This is a genomic window from Natronotalea proteinilytica, assembly GCF_055379935.1.
The window spans coordinates 1,858,636-1,884,939 of sequence record NZ_AP043947.1; the positions used below are offsets into that span (position 1 = coordinate 1,858,636).

Genomic DNA, 26,304 nt, shown 5'->3' on the forward strand with positions numbered 1-26,304 from the left:
ACCCCCCACTACAACCGCACCGCCAGTCCCAGGTGTACGCGCCCATTGGCCGGACCCCCATCATCAGGATTGAGGGCATAGCTGAGGTTCACGCGTCCGAGCCCGGTGCGTAGTTCAGCGCCAAAGCCGCCACTTGGATGATACGATGTGGCCCCGACACGCCCCTCAATTTCGGGACGATCCACCCAGCCGGTCTCCACAAACGCAAACACATACGAGGTGCGGTCCACAAAGAGGCGATATTCGAGCAGCCCACGCCCCACAAACCGTCCGATAAAGCGATCTTCGTCGTAGCCTCGCAGCGAGTCAAAGCCGCCCAGCCGAAACAGATCGCTACTGTCATAGGTGTCGGCTAACAGAAGTCGGATATCACTGCCGCCCACCAGAACCTGGCGTTGCCCCATCGGCCAGAAGACACGGGTTTGCCCCTCTACGCGGAGCCGTTGCTCGCTTTGCCGTGTGCGAGTGGTATCGCCCTCGGTAGTGATGCGCTGAGCGGTGCGCTGCTGACGGCCCTGCTCAATCAACACATCCACGTGCAGTCCGCTCCGTGGATTGCGACGCTGATCCAGCCGTTCCAGCCGTCCGCCTATCCCAAGAAAAGTACTGGTGCTACGCGCCACACGCTGCTCTCCATTCTGCAACCGCTGTCCGCGGGGCCCGGGGCGCGTGACCTCACGGGTGGCCGTTACTCGCATCTGCCATCCACGCGCCAGCCGATACCCGGCCCCAATTCGGTACAGTTGTTCGCTGTAGGTGGAGTCGCGCTGTACGCCCGAGAAGCCCACCCCGGCCTCCAGCGGCCACCCCATAACAAACGGATCGCGTCCCTCCACATCCACCCCACTGGATTGGCCGGGTCGTTGATCCAACATCAGGTCGATCTCGCGTCCGCCGCCAAACACATTCTCAAGCTCCAGCCGTCCGCTCCCAACAAACTCGGTCGATCCCTCTTCGCCCGCAGGCAATAGACCCAGCACCAAGTCGAACACACCGGGGGGCTGCTCTTCAATCGGAATGGTGAGTGTTGCCCCACCGTCTTCGGAGATGCTCAGCGCCGGCTCCCCCACTCGGGTAAAGAGCCCTGTATCTTGCAACGCCTGCTGAATGGCAACCGGATCGTACCCTGGCATGGGGGCGTCGAGGGCCAGCCCCGCCGCCCGAGCAGCATATGCCGGACGCGTACGCTCGGCTCCCTGCAGTTCAACAGCTTCCAGCCACAGCGCCTCCCCTTCGTCCACGGCAAGACGCAGGACGACCTCGTCGTTCGCAGATTCCTGTTCAGCCGGTTCCACCGCCTCCACGGTCACCTGCGCCAGCGGATAGCCTTCGTCGTGATACGTGTTGCGCAGTGCCCAGAGATCGGCCTCCAACTGATCCATGCGAAGCGGCGAGCCCGTGCGGAGCGTCATTTGGCGCCGCAGCCGATCTTCGTCGACTGCTTCGGCGCCTTCCAGTTCAACCGCCGCCAACGTCACTTGCGGACCCGGATCCACGTAGAAGGTGGCGTAGGGCGGCGCTTCGGTATCGTGAACGTGTGCCGAATCAACGGTGGCGTACACATGGCCCTGTTTGTGGAAATGTGATGCGAGTGTCTCTGCAACAGGCTGCAAAGAGTCGGGCGATGAAGGCGCTTCCACCTCGGGCCACGGCTCCGGCTCGCCCTCCACCATGAGCATCCACGACGCTTCGAGTGTATCCGGAGCCGCTGCATCTTGCGCAGCCAACGGAATCGTTGCGAGCGCGGCGCTTGTCAGCAGCAACCCTACGACCACGCCATAGTATAGACGGATGCGAAACCCGCTCACCCACCGCGCTGATATTATGCTGCGTTTTGCCATTGCTGCTGTGTGCTGTGGAGGCCTCCTGTTCTGGAGTAGTGCCTACATGCCCGTCAACCCCGCACCGGTTACGGGTGTTGCATCCACAGATACAATAGAACGCACGGTACAGGCCGGGGCAGTGCTCACCACCACACTACCGGCTACCCTGAACGACTCCGAGGTCGCCGCCTACCGGCTTGTAGAAGGGCCTGCGTTTAGCGGAGTAGCGGGCCGCTCGCTCACCTGGCCCACCCATCATACCAATCCGGGCATGCACCCTATCACGGTGGTGCCTGACGTGCAATCTCCCGCCGACACGCTCGTTGTGGAGGTCACCATCCAATCGAATGATTAACCTGCGCATCCCATGACGCGTTCTACTTTTCTGAAAGGCATTGCTGCCGCCCTCGTAACGCCCACTGTACTGGTCGGATGCCGCAATGGACAGTCGCAATCCGCGGCGGGCATCGCCTCCGATACGCTGCATGTGGATCCGGTAGCCCCCGAGGATCGCGTAACCACCGCTGGCATTCAGGCCGATACACTGCATATTCACCCGCCTGTAGACGAGGTGGGCACGTCGCGCCGTTCGGCGGAAGAATGGCGTGATTTGGTCGGAGATGATGCGTATCACATTCTGTTTGAAGAGGGCACCGAGCCGCGCTACAGTAGTCCGCTGCTCAACGAAGACCGCCGGGGCACATTCATCTGCGCGGCATGCCACCTGCCGCTCTTTCCGTCGACGACGATGTACGAGAGCGCCACCGGCTGGCCCAGCTACTGGGCTCCACTCGACGGACGCCTGGGCACCAAGCGCGACACCAGCGCCGGCATGATCCGCACCGAGTATCACTGCGCGCGCTGCGGCGGCCACCAGGGCCACGTCTTCGAAGACGGCCCCGACCCCACCGGGCTCCGCTACTGCAACAACGGACTGGCCCTCGCTTTCGTCCCCGAAGACGAATCGCTTCCAGAGCTGCGATAGAGAGCGACTCATGTTCAGCGACTTGTCCCCAGCTCTGGGGTTTCCCTAGCCCGGGATCAGAAGCGGAGCGCTGTGAGCGCAGCGAACGAGTGTGCTCCTGGGGTGCAATCTTGTGCTTTCAAAGAGGTGGCACTGCCCAATCGCAAGGCATGAGATCGCCACGTCGGTCGTAGGCTCCCTCCTCGCGATGACAAGGTGTAAACGTATTTTTGCCGACTTACTTAGCCCGCTTTACATCACTCAACAACCTGTCACCCCCCATGCGAAGCCTTCTCCTCACTCTGCTCATTGCAAGCACAGCGCTGCTACTCGGCTGCGCAGATGCCTCTTCTGGATCGAACCAGTCAGGCGATCCCGAGCCGCTCTACGAGCCCGACGTAGACATCAGCGCCCTGGCCGAGCCGGATACGGCAACGTTTGGCGGGGGCTGCTTCTGGTGCATGGAGCCGCCCTACGATGAGGTCGAGGGCGTCGCAGCCACCATCTCCGGCTTCTCAGGCGGACACGTTGAGCACCCGTCCTACGACGATGTCACTGCCGGGGGCACCGGACACATCGAAGTCGTGCAGGTCATCTACGATGCGGAGGTGGTTGGCTACGAGAGGCTGCTGGACATCTACTGGCGCAACATCGATCCGCTGGACGACGGCGGACAGTTCTGCGACCGGGGCGCCATCTATGCGCCGGTGATCTTTGCGCACAACGACACCCAGCGCGATCTGGCGGAGTCCACCAAAGCCGCCATCCAGGAGCGTTTCGATGAGGAGGTGGTCGTACCCGTTGAATCGTTCGACGCGTTCTATCCGGCCGAGGAGTATCACCAGAACTTCTACCAGAAGAACCCCGGCCACTACAACCGCTACCGTCAGGGCTGTGGTCGAGATGCCCGCCTCGACGAGCTCTGGGGGGATGAGGCCCGCGCCGAGCATCTGTCCGCCACGTCGTAGCCCCACCTTCGCTGTTCAACTCCATTGCACATCCCCCAACATTCTGTGTCTGCCTCCGAACTTCCTGAAATCACCGATGCCCACCGTACCCGTTTTCGCGAGGCACTCCTCGACTGGTATCACGAGGTGAAGCGCGAGATGCCGTGGCGCGAGACCGATGATCCGTATCGCATCTGGGTGTCGGAGATCATGCTACAGCAAACTCGCGTCGATCAGGCGGAGCCGTACTATCAGCGATTTACCGAGGCGTTTCCGACCGTACACGACCTGGCCGAGGCCGATCGGGATGCCGTGTTGCAGCAGTGGGAGGGGCTCGGGTACTACTCGCGGGCTCGCTACCTGCACGAGGCTGCACAGACGGTGGTGCGCGAGCACGGCGGCACGGTGCCCGGCACCTACGACGGACTCAAATCGCTGAAGGGCATCGGGCCGTATACTGCAGCGGCGGTGGCGTCGATTGCTTTTGGGAAGGCCCACGGCGTGCTCGACGGCAACGTGATCCGCGTGCTTACGCGCGTCTTTGCGATCGAGGACGACTCCACCCGTAGCGCCACGCGCCGCCGCCTGCAGGCCCTGGCCGATGCGCTCGTCGATCCCGATGACCCGGGCAACGCCAACCAGGCGCTGATGGAACTGGGCGCTACCGTCTGCACGCCGCGCAATCCCGCTTGCGACTCCTGCGTGTTGAAGCCGGTGTGCGAGGCCGCGGAGACGGACACTCCCGAGCACTACCCGGTCACGCCCGAGAGTACGCCGATTCCCCACAAAGACATCGCGGTGGGACTCGTGTTCGACGCTGAGGGACGACTGCTCATCCAACGCCGCCCCGACGATGCCATGCTGGGGGGCTTGTGGGAATTTCCGGGCGGGAAGTGCGAAGAAGACGAATCGCCCGATGCGGCCTGCCGGCGTGAGTTGCAGGAAGAGCTGGGCATCACGGTGGAGACCGACGGCCTCTTCTACACACTGAAGCACGCCTACTCACACTTCAAGATCACGCTGCACGCCTATCCCTGCCGCATCGTAGACGGCACCCCCACCCCCGAGATCGACCAGCCCATGCAGTGGGTGACCGTCGACGAACTGGCGGACTACGCCTTTCCCCGCGCGAACCGCAAGCTTATCGAAGAGCTCAAGCGCCGCGAGTACGCACCGTCGCTGTTTGATTGAGGCGAGGACTAACCCCACGTTCAGCCACCGGTCTATCTCCGCGTGGGCGGAGTCATCTGCGCCACTATGTCGGGGCGCGGCACCGTTGTAGAGTATACAGATCAACCAATCATTGTCAAGATGCCCTAAGCTGCCAGGATGGCACATACCATCCATAGGGCCTCTCCTCTTCGCATCCACCTATTTTATGCTTCGTTTTCGGTGTCGGAGGCGTCGGGCGCGTGCCACAGGCGTGGGTCGTCGGCATCCATCGGGGGTTCGTCGACATCAGCCAACTCCATGATTTCATCGACGTGGTGGGCCGCCGTCAGGTCGCGTACGGTGAGCCACAGGCCCTCCGCCTCCACAAACTCTTTCTTTGGCCAGCCCAAAAACCGAATCGCCATACCTGATGGCGCACTGCGGCTTTTCCAGAAGAACACGACCCCGGCATCGTCGGGCAACAGTTCGTTCCAGTCCAACATGACCCGCCATACGCGTTCGCGGACGGCTTTTTTCATGCGGGGGGCCACGTACACACCGGGCGCTACGGCTTGCATGCACGAGCACAGAAAGCCATCGAAGCGGTCGGGGGTGTTACGCGTTACGGCTACGGTCATCGACATCGAGCACCTCTTTGATACGATCGATCATGGTCGGAATAATATCGTCTTTATGCAGCGTGCGTCCGGCCAGCTTACGAGTCGTTGCCTCGATGTTGTGGCGTCCGCGCTGGTTATGCCGCTTTGTGGCGCGAAAGGCGATGGGTAGCGTGACGGTGCTGCGCATCATGTCGGCAATATCAAGCGCGAAGGCGTGGCCCGATGATTCGTGGATAAAGCCAAGCTGGGGTACGGCTCCAGTTACCGCTACAGCCACGCGCGCAGCGGCATACATGGCGGTGGAGGCGTGGTTGATCGCCTTGTTGATGGCATCATCAGAGTCAGGGTCGTGACGGTCGTAGTTCCGGCCACTCCACGATACGCCATGCTGATTCGAGAGATTGCGATAGACTTTCTTCATGCGGCTGCCTTCCATACCGCGCAGGCTGTCGAGGTCGCGGTGGTACTTGGGGAGCTCTCCGCCCATCCGAATCGCGTACATATGCCGGGCAATGTCGATGCGTGTATCTTCATCGGCCCACAGTTCGGCATGTTTGCGGGCGCGTTTTGCCCGGTCGGGACCGAACGGCATGCTGGCCGCATAGAGTCGCACGCCTCGCGATCCGACCGCGAGCACTCCGGTTTGCTGACGTGCCAGCAGGCGCAAGGCGTCGTGACTGATGACGGTGCCCGGCCCGAGCAGCAGATTCGAGATCTGCTGAAACGGGATGTCGTAGGCCCCCGCATCAATGTCATAGAATCCGGCGGTGGTGAACACAAGATTCCCGGCCTCCACAGCCAACCGTCCACGTTCCAGCCACATCAGTCCGTGCCGATCGGCATGGGGAATGCGTGCAGTTTCGAGTCCGAGGCGTCCTTTGAGCGGCATATGTCAGGATGCTGAAATGATGAACGGAGCACCAATTGCTACCTATCGAGGGGCCGAACACGAATGCGCTCTTCCTCCACCACTGAAAAATAGCCTACCCATTCTTTTTGGGCCTTGATCGCGTCAATTAGAATTGTCGTAACCATTTCCGGAAGGACCGGCATAAACCGGGGCAGTATGATGCCGCACTCGGCAGGCAGTTCGGCATGAAACGCGAGCGTACCAAAGTCTTTGTCGAATGTAAGAACCACTCGCTCTTCCTCTATAGCTGTTTTGAGCAGCACATGGTCGGGGGCACCCGGGCATGCGGTTTGTGCCCATAAGACGTCGTGGCTTTTCGCAGGGAGCGCATCCACCGTGTGTCGAGGAATATTTTGATCTGCGAGGAGTCTCATCACGCACTCCCCGACTTCGAGAGTGGGTCCACCTGATCCGACTTCAAAACCTCACTTGCGTAATGCAAGCATGCCTGCACATCTTCTCGTGTGAGGGCTGGATATTGTTCGAGCAGGTCCTCTACTGACCATCCGTGGGCCAATAACTCCACGACGAAAACGACTGAAATGCGGGTCCCTTTCACAACGGGCTTGCCACTGAGGACATCGGGCCTGATTTTAATACGGTCGTGCCAGTTCATACTCTTCGGGTCCCGAGTGTAGAGTGAGCGATTACCGACAATGAGTCGTTCTTGCTACCATGCCATGAAGTCAACAGAGCGACCTACGGGAGGGATCCTTCAAGATCAAGCCCGTAGCCGTGTGACGGACAAAGCGAGGCACCCGCAGAGGATAGAAAACGACAGGTACCAGCTACAACTCTCCGCTTCCCCATTTTCATTCACCTCGCCCGCCGCACTTTTAGCATGCCGAAACCGAAGCTCTTGTGGCGTCCGATGCCGGAGCGGAGAAGCGCTTGGAAGGCGTCGCTGTCGGTGACGGTGAGGGTGCCGCTGAGCGTGACGTCGGGGCGCTTTACGGTGTGGGCGGTGCGATCGCCGTTCGCGTTTGTCTGTGTGCGACGCACCATTCGTTCAATCGAAAAGCGCTCCACCCCAGCATCGATGAGTTTCGCGCCTCCGCGCACGCTGAACTGGTCCTGGAGCCACTTCACGTAAACGGCTTCACGGTCGAGCGACTCGTCGCTGGTCCACTGCCGCGCCAGAAAGGCGTCGAGCTCTTGCCCGGCGCTCCAGGTGCGTTCTTCTCCGTGCTCGTTGGTGCCTGTACCGGCCGAGGACTTGCGGATCACTGGACATGCCCGCAGTTCAAAGCCGAGGCGCATGCCTTCGGGAAAGGTGTCGGGCATGGGCTTGGAGGCGAGACGCTCCCACTGGCCGATCTGGTAGACCGTGGGGGAGGCGAAGCCTTGCGCCAGGGACTGCAAGGTTTCGTCATCCACATCGGTATATCCCAGCACGCGCACCTGGCGTCCAGGCGCGCCGTCGTTTTCGATGCTGTAAGGCTTGGGTGCCTGATCCTGAAAAAGCTCACCCAGCGCGCAGTGCACCAGATAGTTGGTATCGGTCTGCCGCAGGGGCAGGCCAAGCATGCGTCCGAGCGTGGTCAGTCCCTTCGCATCCAGCTGGAGCTGGATCATGTGGAGGGAAGCGGTGGCGGTTGCGTCAGTCATGGGATGTGGAAGTCTGTTCAACAGAAAGATCCCCCGCCATAATCCACCGTTCGCCGACGTGGATCTGGTTGGTCCAGTCACGTTGGTCGGTCACGGGACGGCGGGTGGCATTGGGGGTGGCGGAGTCGGCGTGCCCACTGGCGGGCCACCAGGCGGGATACGTGGCGTCGGGGTCGCCCTGGTGGTCGGCGCGCCTGTGCAAAGGGGCGTGGCGCAGCGCATCCACCAGACTGGAGGCCGTGCGCCGCTCCACGACGAGGTCGCCCGCCGGGAGGCACGGCTTGCGTCCCAGGAAGAGCGGACGCGCCGGGTGATGCAAGGCCTTTTCCACATCGCCAAGGGTTGGGGCTTCATCCGCCGGGTCGAGCGTGCAGGCTACCGTATGCACCGCGTCGGCCCAGTAGTCGCGCTGGCGGATGTGCGTGCCGCTGCTGGCGGAGCCGCCCTTGCGCGTCTCAAGCGTACCCCGTGTGGTCCAGGCCCGCTTGTCATCCATGTACGGCGCACCCAGGTCCACCGTCTGGTAGTCCTGAATCTGGCGGCCCTTGCGGTCGCGGCGCGAGGCGTAGCGCAGACGCTCTTGCAGGCGCTGCAACCGGTCCGACTCGCCGTGGTCGATGCCCAGCGCATTGCCAATGAGTCCGGTCATCATCGACAGCGCCGGGTAGGGCTGGATCACCCCGTGACTGTCTACAATCGGCGCGCCAAAGCTGATGAGCGGCGCATCGAAGCGAAGAATAAGCGTATCCATAAATACAAACGGTTGGTGTAAAAGCCAGGTGGATACGAAGGGCTACGCTTGTTCGATTTGCGCGGCTGCCCACTGGGCGACTTCGGGTACCGTGTGGGTGTGCTCAACACCTGCAGCATCCACCAGCCCGTTGGTTGGGCCCATGGCGGAAAGGCGGCGGGCGTTTTCGTGCCCGTACATGCCGTCCATCTCTTTCAGGTAATTGGACAGCGCATCGTAGCTGTGCTTCAGCACATCCTTACGAGGCACGGCAGACTGGAAGGCGTTGGCCAGCGTGCGCGGCTGGGCGGTCCCCGATTCGGCAAGCAGGCACTGCGCGTGCGAGTACGGCGCGGTGGAGCCGAGCATAGCGCCGGGCGACACGGTGGTCATCAGATGCACAAAGCGGCGCATCACCTCCGACGCCAGTTCGCGGTCGGCCTCCTGCCAGTCGCCCTGATCGACGCCTTCAAGGTTTGAGACGAGGAGCGGGACGTCAACCACGACGTAGCTGTAAAACAGTCCGCTGGTAAGTTCTTTGGTGTTAATATGTCCGGCGCCGAGCTCGCCGCTGGCCTCGGGCTCATCGCGGCGCAGTTCGTCGACAGCCGAGAAGTAGTCGCTCTCCGCTTCCTGGGGATGCGTGGTGAAGGCGTGCGCTACGTGGATCGCCGCATCGCCGCGGGCGAGTACATCACTCGTGGCCATGCGTCCGAAGAGCGAGGCATCGAGCCCCGAGGCCATGTGCAGCCCTTTGAGGTTTTTCTTGAGATCGCGCTTGGAGATGTCACGCATCAGGTCGGCCGCGTCGCTCACGGTGTCCTTGTCGAGGTCGGGATCGTCGTCCCAGAACACCGACAGCTCCTCGCGGGCAGCATTGATTTTCTCGGCAGCTACCTCGCGCAGGTAGCGCACCTCTGGCGCGCCCAGCACGACGATCTGGTTGGTGTGGATGGCCTCCCACGGATTGTCATCTTCGCCGGGATCGATAATTTTCTTCGTATCCCGCTTCCCGGCCTTCTTATCCGACAGGAGCCGTTCTTTCAGCGCAAACGTGACGGCACGCACCAGCGGAGCCGGGTGGCCCTCGTCGATGAGTGGCTGCGCTACGCGGCGCTGAAAGGTCTCGCGCGAGCGGATGGACATGTCTTCACCCGCGTTGCGGATGGATTCAGGGCCGTCGAAGTTGCGCCAGTGGTATTTGAGGCACTGCGAGGAGACGCGGGTGCGGGTGGTGCCGCCAAACGGAAGGGTTTTGGCAAACCCGGCGTCGTCGCGGTTGAGCAGGGCCGAAGGGTAGGATGTGAGGGTGTGAAGCTGAATAAACATAGGGGATCGTGTCAGTTAGCGTAAAAAAGAGGGATGGATCGCACAACGGTGGTGCGGATGATCAGCTGTCGTCTTGCTCTTTCTGGTAGAGCGTGCGGTAGTAAGCGCGGGCGATGCGCAGCCGCGTGTCGTGGGCGGCTTCTCCGTTACTAAAGAGCAGGTAGGCCACATCGGCCCAATTGGCTGCCTGGTCTTTGCTGGCCAGATACTGGGCCATGCGGCGAAGAAGCTTCGGGAGCGTCTCGTCGTCGGCTTCCATCAGGCGGGTAAAACGCAGCTCCGACCAGCCGGCCAGGGCGAGCGCCTTGCCAAGTGGCACATCGTAGTCGTGCAATCCCGCACAGTGAGCCATGCCCATGAGCAGAAGCCCCCAGTTGCGTTCGTGGCGATCCTCCGAGGTGTCATACTTCGGATCGGGCTCAGGAATGCCGAGGTGATGCAGCACTTTCCAAAGGGCCGGCGTAACAGGCGCGTCGGTGTTGATGCGACGCAAAGCCGCCCGGTCGCCATTGGAGAGGCTACCGTTGTCAGGGTCGAGCATGCCCGCCGCGCGACCTACGGCTGTTGGCAGTTCAGGGCGTTCCGCAGAATCGGATGCATCTGCGTTGCGTGCAGCGGTTGATAGAACAGAGGTATCGGGCATAAAAACAGTGGATTGGGAAGCGATAGAATGTCGAAGATGCAGGGATTACTCGGTATGCGCAGCGGCGTGGGGATCCGCAAAGGTCTCGGGCAGGTGATTCCGAAGCGCGCCCTGGAAGATGGATTCCGCGCTGCTGTGGGCCCGCCAGTAGCGGGTGGCGGACTGCGGGGCGTGGTCTTTGGCGTCGTTGAACTGCGCCTCTGCCTCGTCGCGCAGAAGCTGCTGCCAGTCGGCCTGGGCGTCTTGTTGATCCATTTCGACAGACATCCAGAGGCGCTCGAAGAACCGCGCATCCACCGCCCGGTCAAACGCATCCATCCACGGCGCCAGTTGGTCGCTGTCGGGGCGTTCATCCGGCCGCCCGGTCAGCACTGCACTGAGTGCGGGATAGAGCACTTTGCTGCGCACGGTGGCCGCCTTTTCGATGCGCATCTTGGCACGTTTGGCGAGTTGCTCACGCGCCGTGTTATCCGTCAGGAAGGCTGTTACCAACGACGGCACGGGCACAATGCGGTGATGCAGCCCGTCGGTCTTGCCCTGTCCACGCACCAGCGTGCGGGCCACCAGATACATGGCATCGGTTTCGCCCGACTGAAACTCCAGCGCAGGCGGACGCTCGTAGTCTTCACCCAGCAGAATGTCGTGCAGCTTCTGGTAGGTAAATCCTGCTTCGCCCAGCGTGAGCGCTTTTCCCTCGCCCTTGTCGATGGGCGTCCACGGGTCGCCGGTCATGCCGTTGAGGCTATCGGGCGCATCCAGGCGCTGTCCTTTTGTATTGGCACGCCAGCAGCGGAGCGATCCGTCATCGTTGGTGGTAAAGCGGATACGACGGCAGATCTCCACGAAGTACGGATCGCAGTCATACAAGGAAATCGCTTCATCTTTCGCACCGCCCCACGGCTCCGTCCATAGCAGCATAGGTCCCTGTGCATCGTAGCGGTCGAGCAGATTCCGTCGCGCATCCCCCAAGACAGCCACATCGCGCCGGAAGCGCGGGCCCCACGCCAGATCGGGCACTACCCCCACGAGCGGGCGGTTGCCGAAGCCACCGTTCATGCGCACAATGCCGTAGTTGCCCCGCCCCAAAAAGCCCTCCATCGTTTGCAGCGTAACGAGCGCATAGATCCAATGCTCGGGCTGGGGCGCGGTAATCCGCGTGGACTTTACGTCATGGCTTTTTGACGTGATAAGCACGTCGAGTTGGTCGGGCGTAGGGATGTCGTCTTTGTAGCTTGCATCTTCCAAGCTGCCCTCTGGAATCGGCGGCTGCATGAAGGCGGGCTGCGCCGGGTCGTCGGTGATGAGCTGCCACGCCTGCGCGTCGCCCCCCACCAATGTCCGCAGCGCCGTGTGCCATTCGCGCGGCGTGTCGGGCAGATCCTCATGGGCCGTGCGAGCCCGCGTCAGCGCACCGAGTTGCACAAGCAGACTATACCACGGCTGCTGCTGATGGGGCTGCAGCGCTTCAAACGAGGCAATGTCACCGGTAGTGAGATGGGCCAGCACCTCCGGTAGGGTCGCCCCGGCGTGTGTGCCATCAGGCAGACGTATGCGGAAGAGCGGCTCGTCAAGCAGGGAATACGGCATACATGTAGCGGATTAGAAAACGAGTAGCGCGCGAGAGTGTCCGGTAGATGGGCTGTCTACAAGACCTTAATCAGTGCGAAAACATAACCTTGATGGACGTTTGTTTTTCGTGAACAGAAACAGGTCTGGGGACAGCGATGGTTTTGTGATGCTGCTGGATACGTGAGCGTAGCATACAAACACCTCTCTTCCAACGCGACATTTCATGTCGGGAACATTTTGCAAGAAACCGGAGAGGCGAACGAGGACCTCTTCTAATCGACTGTAGGGACACGGCGCGCTGTGTCCCTGCGACAGACATGCACAATGTATCGCGTGGGAGCGTCACGTTGTAGCATAAAACCTCAGGCAGCGACTACGTTGGAGAGACGCGACTTAGGAATCGTTCTATCAAGAGAGCCTCCTGAACCAGACACCACAAACCCGCAGTTTTTAGAACGGCGTAAGGTGATTGTCTGCTGGTCGGCTGGGGATTCGACATCCAGTACCGTGCTCCACTCGTCGAACCCAAGAATGCAAACTTCCTTGTTTCTGCAATTCAATGCCAGAAACGACTGTTCAAAGAAGCTGCTGAACTGATACTCAACCAGACCCTGAATATCGTGACGACGAATCGTGAACTGCCAGGATGATGCCCGACCGCAGTATTTGATGAGGAATAGTTTGCTATTATCAACCTCATACTGCCCGAAGCCGGATTGTATTGACTGGCACTGCCCGCCGTGTTTAACGATCTGGCGAAGAACCGCGCCGTGCTGTTGATCTCGGGACGTAAGCATGGTATTATATAGCTGTTGTTAGTTGACTCTAATGACACACCGTCCACTTGTCCAAAGTAACGGTTTTCGCAAGCCTCTCCCTTCTCCAGAGGGAGAGGCTTGGTTTTTACCTCCACGTTTGTGGAGACACCTTTGTCAAAACGCCACGCAATGGGCTATTGCGATTTTCATCGCATCACGTCATCTCTTATTGATTAACTTGCGAGGCGTTTTGATAAGACAACCCCAAAGACGCTTGTTTAACTAAAACTTAATTTAATAATGACTCTTCGGGCTGCAGAGCATAACGCTCACGCATCCGCAATCCCAAATCGATCATACCGAAATGTCTGTCCGGCAATTGAGAACCGGAAGCCGCCCTCGAACGAACGGGCCGACTCAGCTTCCTCGGTCTCGGGCGGGTCGTCGAAGCGCCACTGCGGCAGGCTCACCTCGCTGATGTCCGATCCGAACGGACCACGAAGCGGCTCGGGCAGGTGGATGCGGTAATCCGGCTCGCCCAGACGCGTCATGATGCGCTCGTTGTCGCTTGGAAAGCCGTTTTCGGAGTATCGGGTCGCAAAGTCGATCGTGTTGTACCTCGCATGTTGCTCATTTGCCATCTCTTCTCCCATCACCCAGCGCTCGTGGCGCGCCCAGGCATCGCCCTCGGCCTCTTCCACAATGCGATGCAACCGATCCGGGTGTGTGGCCCGCTCCACCAACAGCCGGTTGTGATCGGGAATACGCCAAGTCCGTAGCGCCTCGTCGTCGAGCACCTGCCAGGCTGCTTCGAGCATGCGGAGATCCTGGTACACGGTCCCCAGCCCATGATCGCCCTGGATGCCTTTGCCTTCGCCGGTGATGGCCGCACCCAGATCGCGCGCTGCGGGGACGAGCACTTCGCAGCGGGCCGTGTCGAATCCGTCGGGACGTGCACGCGCGTGCCGGTGCAACCGTCCGATGCGCTGTAAGAGCACATCTATCGGACACAGATCGGTAAGCAGAATATCGGCGTCGATGTCGAGGCTCTGCTCCACCGTCTGCGTGGCCACGGCGATGCATCCCCCGGTGCGGTCGGCGCCTTTCCCGAAGGTCGCCTGAATAGATGCATCGAGGCGGGCCCGGTCGTCGGGGGCGAATCGGGAGTGGTGGGGAGCCGCTGCGCCGTCGCATCCAAACAGATATTGAGGAGGCGCCACCGCTTCTACCGCGCGCTGCGTAGCCACGCAATCGTCCACCAGGTTCCGAATGATGAGCACGCGGGCCCCCTGATCGGCGTACTGCGCTGCACGCTCGGCCAGCGTTTCGGGGGCGTTCGCAATGGGGTGAAGCGTAGGCTGCACCGTTTTGGCGCGGCTCACCGAGGCCGCATGCACCGACGTAGGATCGCGCCGGTCGGCCGCTACGTGCGTGAGCAGCGGGTAATCCTCGGTTTCGGCGGTTTTGGGGTCGGGGGGATCCGTACGATTCGCCGTGGTGAGATGCGTACGGGCTGCTGAGCCGAGTGTCGCCGACATCATGAGGGCATGGCCGCCTGCGTGCAAGTGCTGATCGAGCACGCGATCCATGAGCGCGGTCATGTACACATCGGAGGCGTGCACCTCGTCGACCACGAGAAAGTGCCTGAGGAGCGCCGCGCCGCGCATGTGTGCATGGGGTACCTGCAGCGCAGAGAGCAATACCTGGTCAACGGTGCCCACCACAATGGGACCGGCCAGATAGCGTTTGGGGGATTCGGCGGCCCAGCCGCGATACTGCATCGTCTCATCCTCATCATCCCAGCGCACCTCAAAGCCGGGCAGCCGCATGGCCTCGCGGTCGTCGGCCTTGATGTAGCCCGGCACCGCCTGCACGACCGGCGGACGCCGCTCCGCATCCCCAAAAACGCGTTTGATGGTGGACTCAACGCGTCCGTGCAGCTGGGTGGCGGCGCTGCGGGTGGGCACGGCAAAGTACATCGCATCCACCTGCCCCGCCTGAAAGAGCCGGACGTACCGCGCAAGGGCGGCTTCGGTTTTACCGGAACCAGTGTCGGATTCGAGGATGGTGAGGCTGCCCGTGTCGTGGACCGGCAGGTCGTGGCATTTTTGCTGAATCGGATGCGGGGTCCAGTCTGATTTTTCCAACACGCCGTCAAATCCCACCGGCCCCGGCAGCGCCGTGCGGATGCGATCCCCCTCCAGAAAGAGCTTTTCGATAGCGTCTGTGGCCCGCTTGCGCGAATCGGGCATCGGATCGGAGCGGTCGGTGACGAACGGAAAGAACCGCTCGTTATCGGAGCCAATCCAGTCGGCCAGGGTGAGGAGTCCGTTGTAGGCGTGCTGGAAGCGGGGCGCATCCGGAAATGGAGGGGCGGTGCCGTCGAACGCCTCCGGAAACCACTGGCGGATGTAGGTGGCCAGTTGCTTGAGCTTGGCAGCCGGATCGCGGGTGTCGGTGGGTCTCCAGAGCCGCAGATTGGGCGAGGCGGGCTGCACGGGCGTGCCATGATGGGCCCAAGTGGCCAGGAGCATCTCTTCAAGAACATTGAGGTCAGCCATCCACCCCTGATGTACGATCTCCATGACGCTCATCGCCTCCAGCCATGAAGCCACATCGTCGGTTTCCAACAGGTTGAGGACCGGGGTTACGTGATCGGCTTCGGGGGTGTGACCGAACGCACGGTTCTGGAATCCGTGGTTGACCTTCCCGGCATCGTGCAGGGCGGCAAACACCGAGAGGCGCGCGATGTGCACCGGCGAAAGCTGCTCCCACCCGGCCAGTCGGGCCAGTCGGGGACCCAGCAGGGTGCGAGAGAGAAGGGCTTCGGTGACCGCGGCGACATCGGCCGAGTGGGCCCAGAGCGTATTCCAGGCGATGACCGAGCTGGAGCGATCGTTGTTTTCGTGGGTGAGCTTGGCCCATACGTCGGAAGGAGAGGGTGATCCGTGCATACAGAAGAGAGAGAATTAGGGAGGCGATAATTGGAATACGAAGATAAGCAGAAGGGTGGAAAAAGTAAAGAGGCGCCAATCTGGCAGAATGCGGGGACTTGACAACGATATAGCTATCCCATATACTAAGATTGATATCAAACCTGCGTCAGGATGGCGCAGGGATGCCTCCGCCCACGCGGAGATAGACCCTCTGCTAGGTCTATTACTGTCACCACCCCCCGGATGCCTCCGCCCACGCGGAGATAGACCCAGGATTAGCACGAAGCGGCTGTACATTTTGGGGATGCCTCCGCCCACGCGGAGATAGACCTCTGGCCTTCCGGTGTTGGGTTGATGGCTGTAGGATGCCTCCGCCCACGCGGAGATAGACCCTACCAGGAGCTGGCCAAGAAGCGCAAGGAAGAGATGCCTCCGCCCACGCGGAGATAGACCTTGCGGAGGGATCAGCAGATGGAGACGCCGACCGATGCCTCCGCCCACGCGGAGATAGACCCTCAAGCGCATCCCGGACGGCAGCACGCGCCTTGATGCCTCCGCCCACGCGGAGATAGACCTCTGCGCTTCGCCATTGGCCCCAACGAGGTGTGGATGCCTCCGCCCACGCGGAGATAGACCTTGAAACCGCAAAAAGCACACAGCACGCCGTTCGATGCCTCCGCCCACGCGGAGATAGACCCTCCAGTCATATCCCAAGCCTCAACGCCGAGGCGATGCCTCCGCCCACGCGGAGATAGACCCTTGCCCTTTCCGAGGCACGTAGCGCATCATCAGATGCCTCCGCCCACGCGGAGATAGACCCTGACTGGATCGAAGTCTTCCGCTCTGGCACCTGATGCCTCCGCCCACGCGGAGATAGACCCTGTTGGACAGCCTCGTAGGGCGTCGGGTAGTCGATGCCTCCGCCCACGCGGAGATAGACCTTCGGTAAGCGGTCGGGGTGGCTCATATCAGTCGATGCCTCCGCCCACGCGGAGATAGACCTTGGTATCCAGCCCAAAGACGCGTGTGAATGGTGATGCCTCCGCCCACGCGGAGATAGACCCTGACCGTTCACACTTTGGTCATCTGGCATCACGATGCCTCCGCCCACGCGGAGATAGACCCTTGATATGCCTACTATCGATGAAGCAAATGCGGATGCCTCCGCCCACGCGGAGATAGACCCGTCTCTTCGATGTTCAGGGACGCGACCTCCTTGATGCCTCCGCCCACGCGGAGATAGACCTTTGCTGTGCCGCGTCGACTTCACCATCAGCCCGATGCCTCCGCCCACGCGGAGATAGACCTTAAACACTGCCCTAAGCCCGTTATTCTTATAGGATGCCTCCGCCCACGCGGAGATAGACCCATGGCAAAGTATAACATTACGTCAAGGCAAAGGATGCCTCCGCCCACGCGGAGATAGACCTTGAAAACGAAGCCGAAAAGCATGGTTTCTCCGGATGCCTCCGCCCACGCGGAGATAGACCCAGGCGCTGGAGATCGCAGAGGACTACGCAGAAGATGCCTCCGCCCACGCGGAGATAGACCTCGACCTTACTGGTGTCACTTCTATGAGGCGGAGATGCCTCCGCCCACGCGGAGATAGACCTCTCTCTTACTACATCGAAAGGCGCGTCATCCCGATGCCTCCGCCCACGCGGAGATAGACCCGATCTGCTCCCTATCTTCGATGTGGTGCAGCTGATGCCTCCGCCCACGCGGAGATAGACCTGGTCGGCCCGGTGCGAGAAGTGCGCGTCCATCGATGCCTCCGCCCACGCGGAGATAGACCTCTTTTGGGTGCTAGTTATCAGCATTGGGACGGGATGCCTCCGCCCACGCGGAGATAGACCTCAACAATATCATTGTAAATCATTGTAAATCACGATGCCTCCGCCCACGCGGAGATAGACCTAATATATCTAACTCCACTGTGCACAATGACTTGATGCCTCCGCCCACGCGGAGATAGACCCAGATCTCCGACGTAAGTTGCTGATGGTAAATGGATGCCTCCGCCCACGCGGAGATAGACCTTCAAGGCATGAGACAGCGCCTGGACCGCATCGGATGCCTCCGCCCACGCGGAGATAGACCCTCCACCAAAGGCGTTTGCCCGCTCAGCGGCGTGATGCCTCCGCCCACGCGGAGATAGACCTCTATACGCTGCTGGTGGGAAACGACCTGGCACGATGCCTCCGCCCACGCGGAGATAGACCCCGGAAAAACTTTTTTGACACCATACGGGATGCGATGCCTCCGCCCACGCGGAGATAGACCCCGTTGAGAGGCGGGGACTGCCCTTGGTGTCTGGATGCCTCCGCCCACGCGGAGATAGACCCCCGGATGCCATACCGCTCGATGCAATGGATAAGATGCCTCCGCCCACGCGGAGATAGACCTCCATCGATGATGTATCCGTATCCATCGATGAGGATGCCTCCGCCCACGCGGAGATAGACCTTGGCACAGTTGAGTTTCGTATCATTGAGGCAGGATGCCTCCGCCCACGCGGAGATAGACCCTGACGACGGTGGCGGCGCTATTTCAGTCTACAGATGCCTCCGCCCACGCGGAGATAGACCCCGCCTGACATCATATGACTCGAGTGCTACGTGGATGCCTCCGCCCACGCGGAGATAGACCTCGAGGAAACATCAAAGACGAGCCTTCCAGCTGGATGCCTCCGCCCACGCGGAGATAGACCCCCGCAGAAATTTCACACAAATCCCCGCTTTGAGATGCCTCCGCCCACGCGGAGATAGACCTCCCGCGATTTTTTCACGTGTGCGGGTCTCTACGATGCCTCCGCCCACGCGGAGATAGACCTTTGCGCTGATTATTGACCCATTCCGCATTGCCGATGCCTCCGCCCACGCGGAGATAGACCTCAAGCTGCCCGTCGACGCGGGTGGCTTGCGCAGATGCCTCCGCCCACGCGGAGATAGACCTCTCTGGGTAAAATGCTGGAACGCCGGTTTTCCGATGCCTCCGCCCACGCGGAGATAGACCCGTGTTGCTGTGCCGGTGGCGCAACGAGCGCAAGATGCCTCCGCCCACGCGGAGATAGACCTCCTCGTTGCTTGGTGGAATCAGGCGATGCATCGATGCCTCCGCCCACGCGGAGATAGACCTCCTCGTTGCTTGGTGGAATCAGGCGATGCATCGATGCCTCCGCCCACGCGGAGATAGACCTGTACTGACTGTTGCAAAGATGAACCCGTCTCGGATGCCTCCGCCCACGCGGAGATAGACCCTCAACATCCAGCGCATCGCAGAGGTCGACCAGGATGCCTCCGCCCACGCGGAGATAGACCCAGGCGCTCGGTAAGTGGCTGTATCGGTAGGCTGATGCCTCCGCCCACGCGGAGATAGACCTCCGGCATCGGTGCAGGGGGGGCAACTGCGTCTAGCAGGTGCGGAGTCCTGACACGAGCGTAGCGACTGACGAACGCAGTGAGTAAAGATCTCCCACGAACTGGGCAGGACTGTTGGTTTGCCAGTAGCTGCTGAGCGCCGAGGAGATGTTTCGACGCGCTTCGGGCCCTGGGGGCCCTTCGCTTGCTCAACATGACAGAACATTTGGTTTGAGATGCCCTTCAACGCGAGTCCACTCCATACCATAACATTCAGGTGTGACACACCAAACAGTCAGACAGCGTTTTGAGGGATACCGCCGGTTCGACCGAAGCGCGCCAACAGGAGTTCGGAGTGGGGAAAATCGCTACGCATTCGCTGGAAACGACTATCCAGGCCCTTTCTCTCTTCCGAAAAACCTGGGAGGAGTTTAGATTCGAAACCCCAAGTTGGCCCCTGATCTTACTTAGTGCTGTGTCCCACGTCAATCTTCGGCCCAAACGTACCAAGAAAAACCCACAACCATGTCATTGCGAGCGCAGCCGCGCTCCGACCACAGGGAGGAAGTGCTCCTGGGGTGTAATCTCGTTGCTGTCACACCGGGTGCAGCCCCATTCAACGGCATGAGATTGCCGACTATGAGGCGTTGCCTCGCAGTCTCTCAACGGTCTTCCCAACGAACTGAGGAGGCGTGTTTCTCTGCACAACACCGAACATAATTCGTCAGTCGGCCTTTGGCCTCGCATGAGGGTGAACGGCATACACCTCCATCCCTCCACACCTCCACATCATCAACGACGCATGCGGAGTTGGTATGTGTTCGCGGTGTGACGCGTTAGCACAAATCGAGCATTGAGGTGCCCCACGTTTTGCCCAATGAAGGTGACTAGGTGGCCTCAGCGCTACGGGACGATCTCGCTGGAAGGAAGGTCCTGATCGTCAATCGTCAGAGCTGCGCCGTCTTCATCCGACGACAACTCCTCGAGGATGGGAGCCGCGAGCGACAAAGGGTCCCAAGAGTTGTTGATGGGAGTGCCATTGACCAATACAGCTGCCACATATCCGCGTTCAGGGTCGACAAGCAGACCGCTTCCGTAGCTGTAAGTCGCTCCGTCGTGCCAAAGCAGCGTCCGACCATCAACCTCAAAGATGGACCAACCGAGCCCCCATGCCACATCTTCTTCCAGCACGAAGCGCACATCTTGGGCTTTGTTTAACGCTTCTTCGATAGGCGTCTGACTCGGATCGACCGCAGCCTCGCCAAGGTTCAGCAGGTCCGTGATCGATGCGAGAAACGCAGCGGCCCCGGCCAGCACATCAAATTCCCACGGTGGAAGCGGATCGCCGGAGGAGTCAACTCCCATGGCCAAACGATCGACGGGTACATCCGATGGGTCGCGGTAAAGGTCGTCCATATCAAGTGGTCCGGCGACTCGCTCACTCACAAGATCACCGTAGGCCCGGGCGTCGGCTTGCTCCAAAAGGTGCCCCAGCAGACCACTTCCTACGTTCGAATACTGGAAAGCGTCGCCCGGAGTGGTCTCAAGTTCGACCGACTCGATAAAAGTCATAAGGTCCTCTTCCTCATAGTCGGCGTAGAGGTTCGAATCGTCGTCTGGGTTGAGATTATCGGGCAGGCGGGGCAATCCCGACGTGTGGGTGGCAAGATGCTCAAGCGTGACGAACTCTCCATCTGCGCCAAACGCCGAAAGCGAGTCTGGGAGCAGCTCCGAAGCCGGCTGGTCGAGAGCGACTGTTCCCTCGGCAACCATGTCAGCCAGAGCAATACCCGTAAGGACCTTCGAGATCGATGCGATCTGGAAGATCGTATCCTCGGTGGGCGTTTCGTTGCGGTTAGGCCCAACTGCCCCCACTCCATGAATGTACCGAGCGTCCGGCGTAGCCGCGCCGATTACCACACCAGGCGCATCTGTCTCCGCATGGATGGCTTCCGCCAGACCGAGCAAATCGATCACCTCAAGCGTCTCGGACGCAGTATCGATCGAGGTCTCGCCCGCGCGTTCCGCTGAGACTTCCAGTTCGACCGTGTAATCCTCCGCCACGTCCGCCTCGAAGGTAACGGTTTCCGCGGTGGGGTCGTCGATTTCAGCATCGCTTCCGTCAGGCGTGATAAGGTTCCACTCAAACGTGAGATTATCGGCTCCTTCGACCGAGGAGGCACTCCCGTCGAGGGTCACTTCGTCACCGACCTCTGGCATCTCCGGGTCGATAGAAACCGAAGCCGTCACGGAGACATCAGGGTCCTCAGGGTCGGAATCATCGTCACCGGGAGCACTCACCGGGTCGTCATCGCACGCGGTGAGCAAAAAGGCGAGCGCAGCAGCGATGAGGAGGGGCGCAATAGATCGTAAAGAACGAAACAGCGGCAATCGATACATGACTCTTGGGTTGGATTACTTTGTCGATACCGAACGAACAAATAAAAACAACCGATCAGTGCCTGACAGAAAAACCTGACGGCAAGGTATAAATACTTTAGATATACGCATTTTTAAGACAAACTGAGGACCCGAAATGTAACACCTCGCCCCGGCATCAACCCAAACTTTAACTATTTCTTCTTGTCTGACCGTTGTTGCACTATGTCGATCAACACGAGGCAGGTTCAGTTGACGAGCAGGACCGATCTTACCCCCATTTAGAACCTGTTTTGATTTCTTAATTTGGGCATCTCAGGAGTACGTCCTCCCTGTGGTCGCTCCCTCTGACACAGCACTACAGGTATCGCACTTAATGTTGACTGTACCTGATGTCGACCCTAGTGGTGTGTCAGCCCTGAATGTTGTGGTTGAGCCCGGCGCTCGCCCCTCCTTCCTGTCCTTCCTCCCCGGTGAGGAAGGGACTTTAACATCGCAATGGGAGTCTCTCCCTCAGAGGAGGGAGAACAAGAGGGAGGGATCTGCAGAACGTTCCAAAACACATAGAATTAGGATTGACAGAGCACTAGACGTCGCGAAAGGTCGATTTCATTCCGCAGTTTCTACGAATCAGCTGACGAATGGTGAGGATTCGTGCTTTTTTTATGTCGTTTTAACGCGGTTACTTGATAACCATACGGTACCGACGAAACACGAAATCAGCAGCTAATTTCTTTTCTTAGAATATCGTAATCTTCGCATTTTAACCTCGTCGTAAACAGTATGATGAGTCGTACAACTAACCTATGGGCTCTGCTTGTAAGCCTTTTGGTTACTCCGGTGTTATTCTCCGCGGGTTGTGCAACCGTGGAAGAAGCTACACAGGAAATACAAAGCGAGACAAGTGCGGTATGCGAGAGCAACTTCGATGAGGCCTGGTCCTACATCCAGGATGATCAGCGCGATCGATCCACGCATAAAGCACTCGCTCTTGCAAGGTCAGACGAGAGTGACTGCTTCTCCTACGGATATAGCTACAACTACAATAGCCGACAGGACGCTGTCGAACGAGCTCTCTCAGAATGCCGTGAAGGCAGAACGGAAGCCCAGGAAGAGATCAACGAATCGTTCAGCGAATGCACGGTCTACTCGATCAATGGAGAGCGTCAGTAACCAAAAGCTTGCTGTGCTCTGCTCTTTCTGCCTGGTCGCGATGCACCAGTAACGTGACCTTACAGCCCCTGTGCGTCGCTGGTTGTCGTCAGTTCAACGTATGAATCGGCAATCGGGACGCTAAAGACGTGTCAACGCAAAGAGCGTAGGTTCTGTATTCAGTGCTTTGTCACATCTGAATGTTGTGGTGTGGAAGGGACTCGCGCTGAAAAGCTCCCTCCAGGCCCGCGTTCTCTCCAACGGGTTGTTACGTTGAGCGCCCTGACCGCAAGGAAGGAGTACTTTAAAAGTGCAAACGGAGGGCTCCAGGACCCGAAAGCACGTCGAACCATCTCCACGGCGTTCAGCAGATACGGGCGAACGAATGGTCCTGCCCATTTCGTCGGAGATGGTTCGACTTCGCTCACGATGACAGCATTTGAACGAGGCATGTTGTGTACCGCTATCAGCTCCCGGCCTCCTCACGCTGACGCACCGTCAGCACGGGTACGTCAGACATCCGGACCACTTTTTCCGCTACGCTTCCGATTAAATACCGGTCTAAGCCCGTTCGACCGTGGGTGCCCATCACAATCAGGTCGATGTCTTGGGCCGACGCATAGTCGAGAATGATCTTGTAGGGAATGCCCTGCTTCACCTCGGTTTGGACCGTCACGTCCTCAAACTGCTCAGCAACATGATCGACGAGCTTTTGTCCGTACGCTTGAATGCTCGCAAGCATTTCGTCACTTTTCTTCCGAACGCCAACCATACCCGGCCCTCCGCCTTTCGGATTGCCCACCATCCCGCCGTGGCTCTTCACCTCGGGATCGGTGCCCAGCCCATGCGGCTGCCTGTCGGCAACGTAAAGCACATGCACAGTGGCCCCGTATGTCTGCGCCAGATTACGACCGTGTTCAAGAGCAGCTTCGGCTCCTGTACTTCCATCCGTTGGATAAAGAATATGGCTGTACATATCACACCTTTGATTTAGACACAAATAACAATGTGTTGGCTTTACAGACAACGCATAGTATAACCAGGTGTTCAGAATATATTCATAACCGAAGCCGCATTGTAGCCCAGATTACAGGAGGGTGTACGACGCGCCTTAGGCGGCTTTCCTCATAATCCATCCCCCCCGCTTCCCTGAAAGGCTTCCCTGAAAGGCTTCCCTGAAAGGCTTCCCTGAAAGGCTTCCCTGAAAGGCTTCCCTGAAAGCGTTTACGTATCGGACTGGCGCAGCAGATCGGCCAGCGTGCGCATCGTGTAGTCGGGCGTCTCGTCCGCGGGTGAATCGGGCGGATGTGGCTCATCTGCAATAAGGATGCTGGTCACCCCCGCCCGGCGCGCGCCCCGAATGTCCGTCTTTGGATTATCGCCCACCATCACCACCCGTGCATTGGGAGCCAGTGTATCAAGCGCCACATCAAACATGAGCGGCTCGGGCTTGCCAACAATGGTAGCTGACGTCTCGGTGGCTGCCTCCAGCGCCTTGATAACCGCCCCGGCGCCCAGTCCACGCCCCTGCGGGGTGGGAAACGAGGTATCGGGATTGGTGCCTACAAACAGGGCGCCTTGCTCAATGTGTTGCATGGCTCGTTGGAGATCCAGATAGGTCGTCTCCCGATCGGCAGCAACGACCACTGCCTCCGGCTGCTGGTGCGTGTACGCAATGTCTTCGGCATGCAGTGCCGCCACCGTCCCGGCACTTCCCACCACGTCGGCGCGCCGAATCCCTTTTTGCGCCAAAAACCGCGCTGCCGCCCACCCCGAAGTCACAATAGATGATTCGGGAATGGCAAGACCCGCAGCCTCAAACCGCTCGACCAGCGCGGCACGCGGTAACCGTGGGTTATTGGTTAACACGCGAATGGTCTTTTCACTCTCGATAAGGCGCTGCACCGCTTCAATTGCCGTAGAGATCGGCTCCTCGCCCAGGTAGAGCACGCCATCGAGGTCGAGTAGAAAGGCGTCAAATTGATCGGCTATCATGTACAGACTCCCTGCTTGTGGATCAACAAACAAATGTGATGCGCCGCACACGCGCACCCGCATGTATCAGTTCGAAACGGCTCCGATTATGTGCGCAGCGAAAACCCCGTATCAATGCCAAAGTGATCATACGCCGTGGTAAAGAGCAGTCCACTCACAGCAATGGCATACACGACGATATTGGCAGCGGTGCCGTAGTTTTCCTGGAGAAGCATGCCGAATGCCAGAGCACAAAGCAACCCGCCCATTGCAACCAGAGCCCAGCGCGTTTTCCATCCGAGAATGAGCATCACACCGATAATCGTTTCTGCAATGACTATCACATAGGCAAACCCGAACACAAACGGCCCTGGCAGAAACGTATCGGCAAATCCGTCAGCCATGCCTGATGCAAAGGCATTGACCTCCGGCAGACGAACGAGACTACGCGTTAACATGTTGATGCCCAATAGCACCCGAAGCAGCGCAAACCCCATGTGCCGATCACGCGTTGTGGTGTTGGTTGATTGGTTGTCCATAACAAGCGTAGGATGTACATCAAAAAAGCAGCGAACCGTTTCGGTGCCCAGATGCGGTCTATTCGCTCCATCATACGTGGTTTCTTGAGCGAACGCTTTCCAGTGCGCTGTCACACGTCAATCTTAAGGGTTGTACCCAGTTGGTCTAAACGACCGAAGACATGCCCACACCTTTGTCATTGCGAGCGCAGCGACGCAATCTCATGCTATCACGCCGGAGGCAACTGCCAAAAAGCGGCATGAGATCGCACCCCAGAAGACTCGTTCGCTACCGTTCACAGCGCCACGCCGGTCGCAAGCGTCATCCTCGCGATGCCAATTCCGAACCATAACTTTCAAGTGTGACACTACCACTCACTTTTCACCTATGGACGCATCGTGGCCGCTACGTACGAGTCCCCTCCGGTTTTTCGATCTGGAAACGACCGGACTGCGTCCAGATCGAGGGGCACGTATTACTGAAGCAGCAGTGATGGATCATCGGGACCTGCAGCTGTACTGGCATTGCGACCACGGATCTTCCATCGCGCGCATGGTCCCACAGCTGATAAGTGTGCTCACCGAAACAGTGGTAGTGGGACACAACCTCGCATTCGATTTTCGCTTCCTTACATACGAAGCAGAACGGCAGAAGCACCCGCCTTTCACCCTCCGGTATATCGACACGCTGGCGCTAGCCCGCCGACTGGACCTGCACAACCAACTGCCGGACCTGGCCCTGCAAACACTTGCCGAGCACATGATGGATCCTGAAACCATCGGGGCCATCACTTTCCATACGGCGCAAGGGGACGCCAGGGCCACCCGCGCCGTGCTCTGGTCGCTCGCCGAACAGCATGCGTTACATAGCCTGTCGGAAGCCGGACTGCAACGGTTCTCTTGGACGATGTAGATTTGGCCGGCTCTCGTCCC

Annotated in this window: 21 protein-coding genes and 1 CRISPR repeat array; of the genes, 5 read left to right on the top strand and 16 right to left on the bottom strand. The window is 59.6% G+C overall.

All coding sequences use genetic code 11. The annotated features are described in order from the left end of the window. Window positions 1-8 precede the first annotated feature (8 nt). Entirely contained in the window at window positions 9-1,841 is a 1,833-nt protein-coding gene (locus ACZ5AL_RS07510; RefSeq protein WP_464513246.1) for a BamA/OMP85 family outer membrane protein, read from the bottom strand. Between ACZ5AL_RS07510 and ACZ5AL_RS07515 the strand changes: the two genes are divergently transcribed. The 4 genes from ACZ5AL_RS07515 to mutY all read left to right on the top strand — a co-directional run bounded on the left by ACZ5AL_RS07515 (window position 1,825) and on the right by mutY (window position 4,925). Beyond that, window positions 1,825-2,178, top strand: coding sequence for a hypothetical protein (locus tag ACZ5AL_RS07515; protein ID WP_464513247.1), 354 nt, complete (start codon window positions 1,825-1,827; stop codon window positions 2,176-2,178). The two genes, ACZ5AL_RS07510 and ACZ5AL_RS07515, sit on opposite strands and share 17 nt — an antisense overlap. 12 nt (window positions 2,179-2,190) lie before the next feature. Next, window positions 2,191-2,808, top strand: coding sequence for a peptide-methionine (R)-S-oxide reductase MsrB (gene msrB / locus ACZ5AL_RS07520; RefSeq protein ID WP_464513248.1), 618 nt, complete (start codon window positions 2,191-2,193; stop codon window positions 2,806-2,808). A gap of 260 nt (window positions 2,809-3,068) precedes the next feature. Further along, a complete protein-coding gene (gene msrA / locus ACZ5AL_RS07525) occupies window positions 3,069-3,755 on the top strand; it encodes a peptide-methionine (S)-S-oxide reductase MsrA (RefSeq protein ID WP_464513249.1) in 687 nt (228 codons plus the stop codon). Between the two features lie 45 nt (window positions 3,756-3,800). After that, a complete protein-coding gene (gene mutY / locus ACZ5AL_RS07530) occupies window positions 3,801-4,925 on the top strand; it encodes an A/G-specific adenine glycosylase (protein WP_464513251.1) in 1,125 nt (374 codons plus the stop codon). A gap of 185 nt (window positions 4,926-5,110) precedes the next feature. Here mutY and cas2e read toward each other — a convergent pair whose 3' ends face one another. From cas2e to ACZ5AL_RS07605, 15 genes are all read right to left on the bottom strand, one after another. Next, window positions 5,111-5,530 carry a type I-E CRISPR-associated endoribonuclease Cas2e gene (gene cas2e, locus ACZ5AL_RS07535; protein WP_464513252.1) on the bottom strand — a complete coding sequence of 140 codons (420 nt, stop codon included), beginning with the start codon at window positions 5,528-5,530 and terminating at the stop codon, window positions 5,111-5,113. Beyond that, the gene (gene cas1e / locus ACZ5AL_RS07540) at window positions 5,502-6,395 is read right to left on the bottom strand and encodes a type I-E CRISPR-associated endonuclease Cas1e (protein ID WP_464513253.1); all 894 of its coding nucleotides are present in this window, start codon (window positions 6,393-6,395) and stop codon (window positions 5,502-5,504) included. The genes cas2e and cas1e overlap by 29 nt, the downstream gene beginning before the upstream one ends. A gap of 38 nt (window positions 6,396-6,433) precedes the next feature. After that, window positions 6,434-6,790 (bottom strand): DUF5615 family PIN-like protein, encoded by a 357-nt coding sequence (locus ACZ5AL_RS07545; protein WP_464513255.1) that lies wholly within the window; start codon window positions 6,788-6,790, stop codon window positions 6,434-6,436. Continuing rightward, window positions 6,790-7,032 carry a DUF433 domain-containing protein gene (locus ACZ5AL_RS07550; protein ID WP_353562405.1) on the bottom strand — a complete coding sequence of 81 codons (243 nt, stop codon included), beginning with the start codon at window positions 7,030-7,032 and terminating at the stop codon, window positions 6,790-6,792. The genes ACZ5AL_RS07545 and ACZ5AL_RS07550 overlap by 1 nt, the downstream gene beginning before the upstream one ends. Window positions 7,033-7,232: 200 nt before the next feature. After that, on the bottom strand, window positions 7,233-8,024 hold the full coding sequence (gene cas6e, locus ACZ5AL_RS07555) for a type I-E CRISPR-associated protein Cas6/Cse3/CasE (protein WP_464513256.1): 792 nt from the start codon (window positions 8,022-8,024) through the stop codon (window positions 7,233-7,235). Further along, on the bottom strand, window positions 8,017-8,775 hold the full coding sequence (cas5e, locus tag ACZ5AL_RS07560; protein ID WP_464513257.1) for a type I-E CRISPR-associated protein Cas5/CasD: 759 nt from the start codon (window positions 8,773-8,775) through the stop codon (window positions 8,017-8,019). Before cas5e ends, cas6e begins: the two co-directional genes overlap by 8 nt. Window positions 8,776-8,817: 42 nt before the next feature. Next, window positions 8,818-10,083 (bottom strand): type I-E CRISPR-associated protein Cas7/Cse4/CasC, encoded by a 1,266-nt coding sequence (gene cas7e / locus ACZ5AL_RS07565; protein WP_464513259.1) that lies wholly within the window; start codon window positions 10,081-10,083, stop codon window positions 8,818-8,820. Window positions 10,084-10,144: 61 nt separating this feature from the next. After that, complete coding sequence (gene casB / locus ACZ5AL_RS07570) at window positions 10,145-10,726, bottom strand: type I-E CRISPR-associated protein Cse2/CasB (RefSeq protein WP_464513260.1); 582 nt, start codon at window positions 10,724-10,726, stop codon at window positions 10,145-10,147. Between the two features lie 45 nt (window positions 10,727-10,771). Further along, window positions 10,772-12,313: a type I-E CRISPR-associated protein Cse1/CasA gene (gene casA, locus ACZ5AL_RS07575; protein WP_464513261.1), complete on the bottom strand. Its 1,542-nt coding sequence runs from the start codon at window positions 12,311-12,313 to the stop codon at window positions 10,772-10,774. 344 nt (window positions 12,314-12,657) lie between these two features. Continuing rightward, the gene (locus ACZ5AL_RS07580) at window positions 12,658-13,092 is read right to left on the bottom strand and encodes a hypothetical protein (protein WP_464513262.1); all 435 of its coding nucleotides are present in this window, start codon (window positions 13,090-13,092) and stop codon (window positions 12,658-12,660) included. Window positions 13,093-13,382: 290 nt separating this feature from the next. Then, complete coding sequence (gene cas3 / locus ACZ5AL_RS07585) at window positions 13,383-16,007, bottom strand: CRISPR-associated helicase Cas3' (protein WP_464513264.1); 2,625 nt, start codon at window positions 16,005-16,007, stop codon at window positions 13,383-13,385. A 163-nt stretch (window positions 16,008-16,170) separates the two neighbouring features. After that, window positions 16,171-19,370: a CRISPR direct-repeat array (repeat unit 28 nt; unit sequence GATGCCTCCGCCCACGCGGAGATAGACC). A gap of 881 nt (window positions 19,371-20,251) precedes the next feature. Further along, complete coding sequence (locus ACZ5AL_RS07590; RefSeq protein WP_464509762.1) at window positions 20,252-21,748, bottom strand: serine hydrolase domain-containing protein; 1,497 nt, start codon at window positions 21,746-21,748, stop codon at window positions 20,252-20,254. A 1,597-nt stretch (window positions 21,749-23,345) separates the two neighbouring features. Beyond that, window positions 23,346-23,855, bottom strand: coding sequence for a universal stress protein (locus ACZ5AL_RS07595; protein ID WP_464509763.1), 510 nt, complete (start codon window positions 23,853-23,855; stop codon window positions 23,346-23,348). A gap of 248 nt (window positions 23,856-24,103) precedes the next feature. After that, window positions 24,104-24,874 (bottom strand): HAD-IIA family hydrolase, encoded by a 771-nt coding sequence (locus ACZ5AL_RS07600; protein ID WP_464509764.1) that lies wholly within the window; start codon window positions 24,872-24,874, stop codon window positions 24,104-24,106. Window positions 24,875-24,960: 86 nt separating this feature from the next. Then, window positions 24,961-25,392, bottom strand: a complete 432-nt coding sequence (locus ACZ5AL_RS07605) for a DoxX family protein (protein ID WP_464509765.1) — start codon at window positions 25,390-25,392, stop codon at window positions 24,961-24,963. A 367-nt stretch (window positions 25,393-25,759) separates the two neighbouring features. Between ACZ5AL_RS07605 and ACZ5AL_RS07610 the strand changes: the two genes are divergently transcribed. Beyond that, on the top strand, window positions 25,760-26,284 hold the full coding sequence (locus ACZ5AL_RS07610; protein WP_464509766.1) for a 3'-5' exonuclease: 525 nt from the start codon (window positions 25,760-25,762) through the stop codon (window positions 26,282-26,284). Window positions 26,285-26,304 lie beyond the last annotated feature (20 nt).

Bases quoted from the DNA above. Each gene is read 5' to 3' on its own strand.
- ACZ5AL_RS07545 (WP_464513255.1), bottom strand. From the start codon at position 6,790: ATGAGACTCCTCGCAGATCAAAATATTCCTCGACACACGGTGGATGCG.
- ACZ5AL_RS07605 (WP_464509765.1), bottom strand. From the start codon at position 25,392: ATGGACAACCAATCAACCAACACCACAACGCGTGATCGGCACATGGGG.
- ACZ5AL_RS07595 (WP_464509763.1), bottom strand. From the start codon at position 23,855: ATGTACAGCCATATTCTTTATCCAACGGATGGAAGTACAGGAGCCGAA.
- cas3 (WP_464513264.1), bottom strand. From the start codon at position 16,007: ATGCACGGATCACCCTCTCCTTCCGACGTATGGGCCAAGCTCACCCAC.
- ACZ5AL_RS07550 (WP_353562405.1), bottom strand. From the start codon at position 7,032: ATGAACTGGCACGACCGTATTAAAATCAGGCCCGATGTCCTCAGTGGC.
- cas2e (WP_464513252.1), bottom strand. From the start codon at position 5,530: ATGTCGATGACCGTAGCCGTAACGCGTAACACCCCCGACCGCTTCGAT.
- cas6e (WP_464513256.1), bottom strand. From the start codon at position 8,024: ATGACTGACGCAACCGCCACCGCTTCCCTCCACATGATCCAGCTCCAG.
- ACZ5AL_RS07515 (WP_464513247.1), top strand. From the start codon at position 1,825: ATGCTGCGTTTTGCCATTGCTGCTGTGTGCTGTGGAGGCCTCCTGTTC.
- casB (WP_464513260.1), bottom strand. From the start codon at position 10,726: ATGCCCGATACCTCTGTTCTATCAACCGCTGCACGCAACGCAGATGCA.
- cas1e (WP_464513253.1), bottom strand. From the start codon at position 6,395: ATGCCGCTCAAAGGACGCCTCGGACTCGAAACTGCACGCATTCCCCAT.
- msrB (WP_464513248.1), top strand. From the start codon at position 2,191: ATGACGCGTTCTACTTTTCTGAAAGGCATTGCTGCCGCCCTCGTAACG.
- ACZ5AL_RS07510 (WP_464513246.1), bottom strand. From the start codon at position 1,841: ATGGCAAAACGCAGCATAATATCAGCGCGGTGGGTGAGCGGGTTTCGC.
- ACZ5AL_RS07580 (WP_464513262.1), bottom strand. From the start codon at position 13,092: ATGCTTACGTCCCGAGATCAACAGCACGGCGCGGTTCTTCGCCAGATC.
- cas5e (WP_464513257.1), bottom strand. From the start codon at position 8,775: ATGGATACGCTTATTCTTCGCTTCGATGCGCCGCTCATCAGCTTTGGC.
- cas7e (WP_464513259.1), bottom strand. From the start codon at position 10,083: ATGTTTATTCAGCTTCACACCCTCACATCCTACCCTTCGGCCCTGCTC.
- ACZ5AL_RS07590 (WP_464509762.1), bottom strand. From the start codon at position 21,748: ATGTATCGATTGCCGCTGTTTCGTTCTTTACGATCTATTGCGCCCCTC.
- ACZ5AL_RS07610 (WP_464509766.1), top strand. From the start codon at position 25,760: ATGGACGCATCGTGGCCGCTACGTACGAGTCCCCTCCGGTTTTTCGAT.
- ACZ5AL_RS07600 (WP_464509764.1), bottom strand. From the start codon at position 24,874: ATGATAGCCGATCAATTTGACGCCTTTCTACTCGACCTCGATGGCGTG.
- msrA (WP_464513249.1), top strand. From the start codon at position 3,069: ATGCGAAGCCTTCTCCTCACTCTGCTCATTGCAAGCACAGCGCTGCTA.
- casA (WP_464513261.1), bottom strand. From the start codon at position 12,313: ATGCCGTATTCCCTGCTTGACGAGCCGCTCTTCCGCATACGTCTGCCT.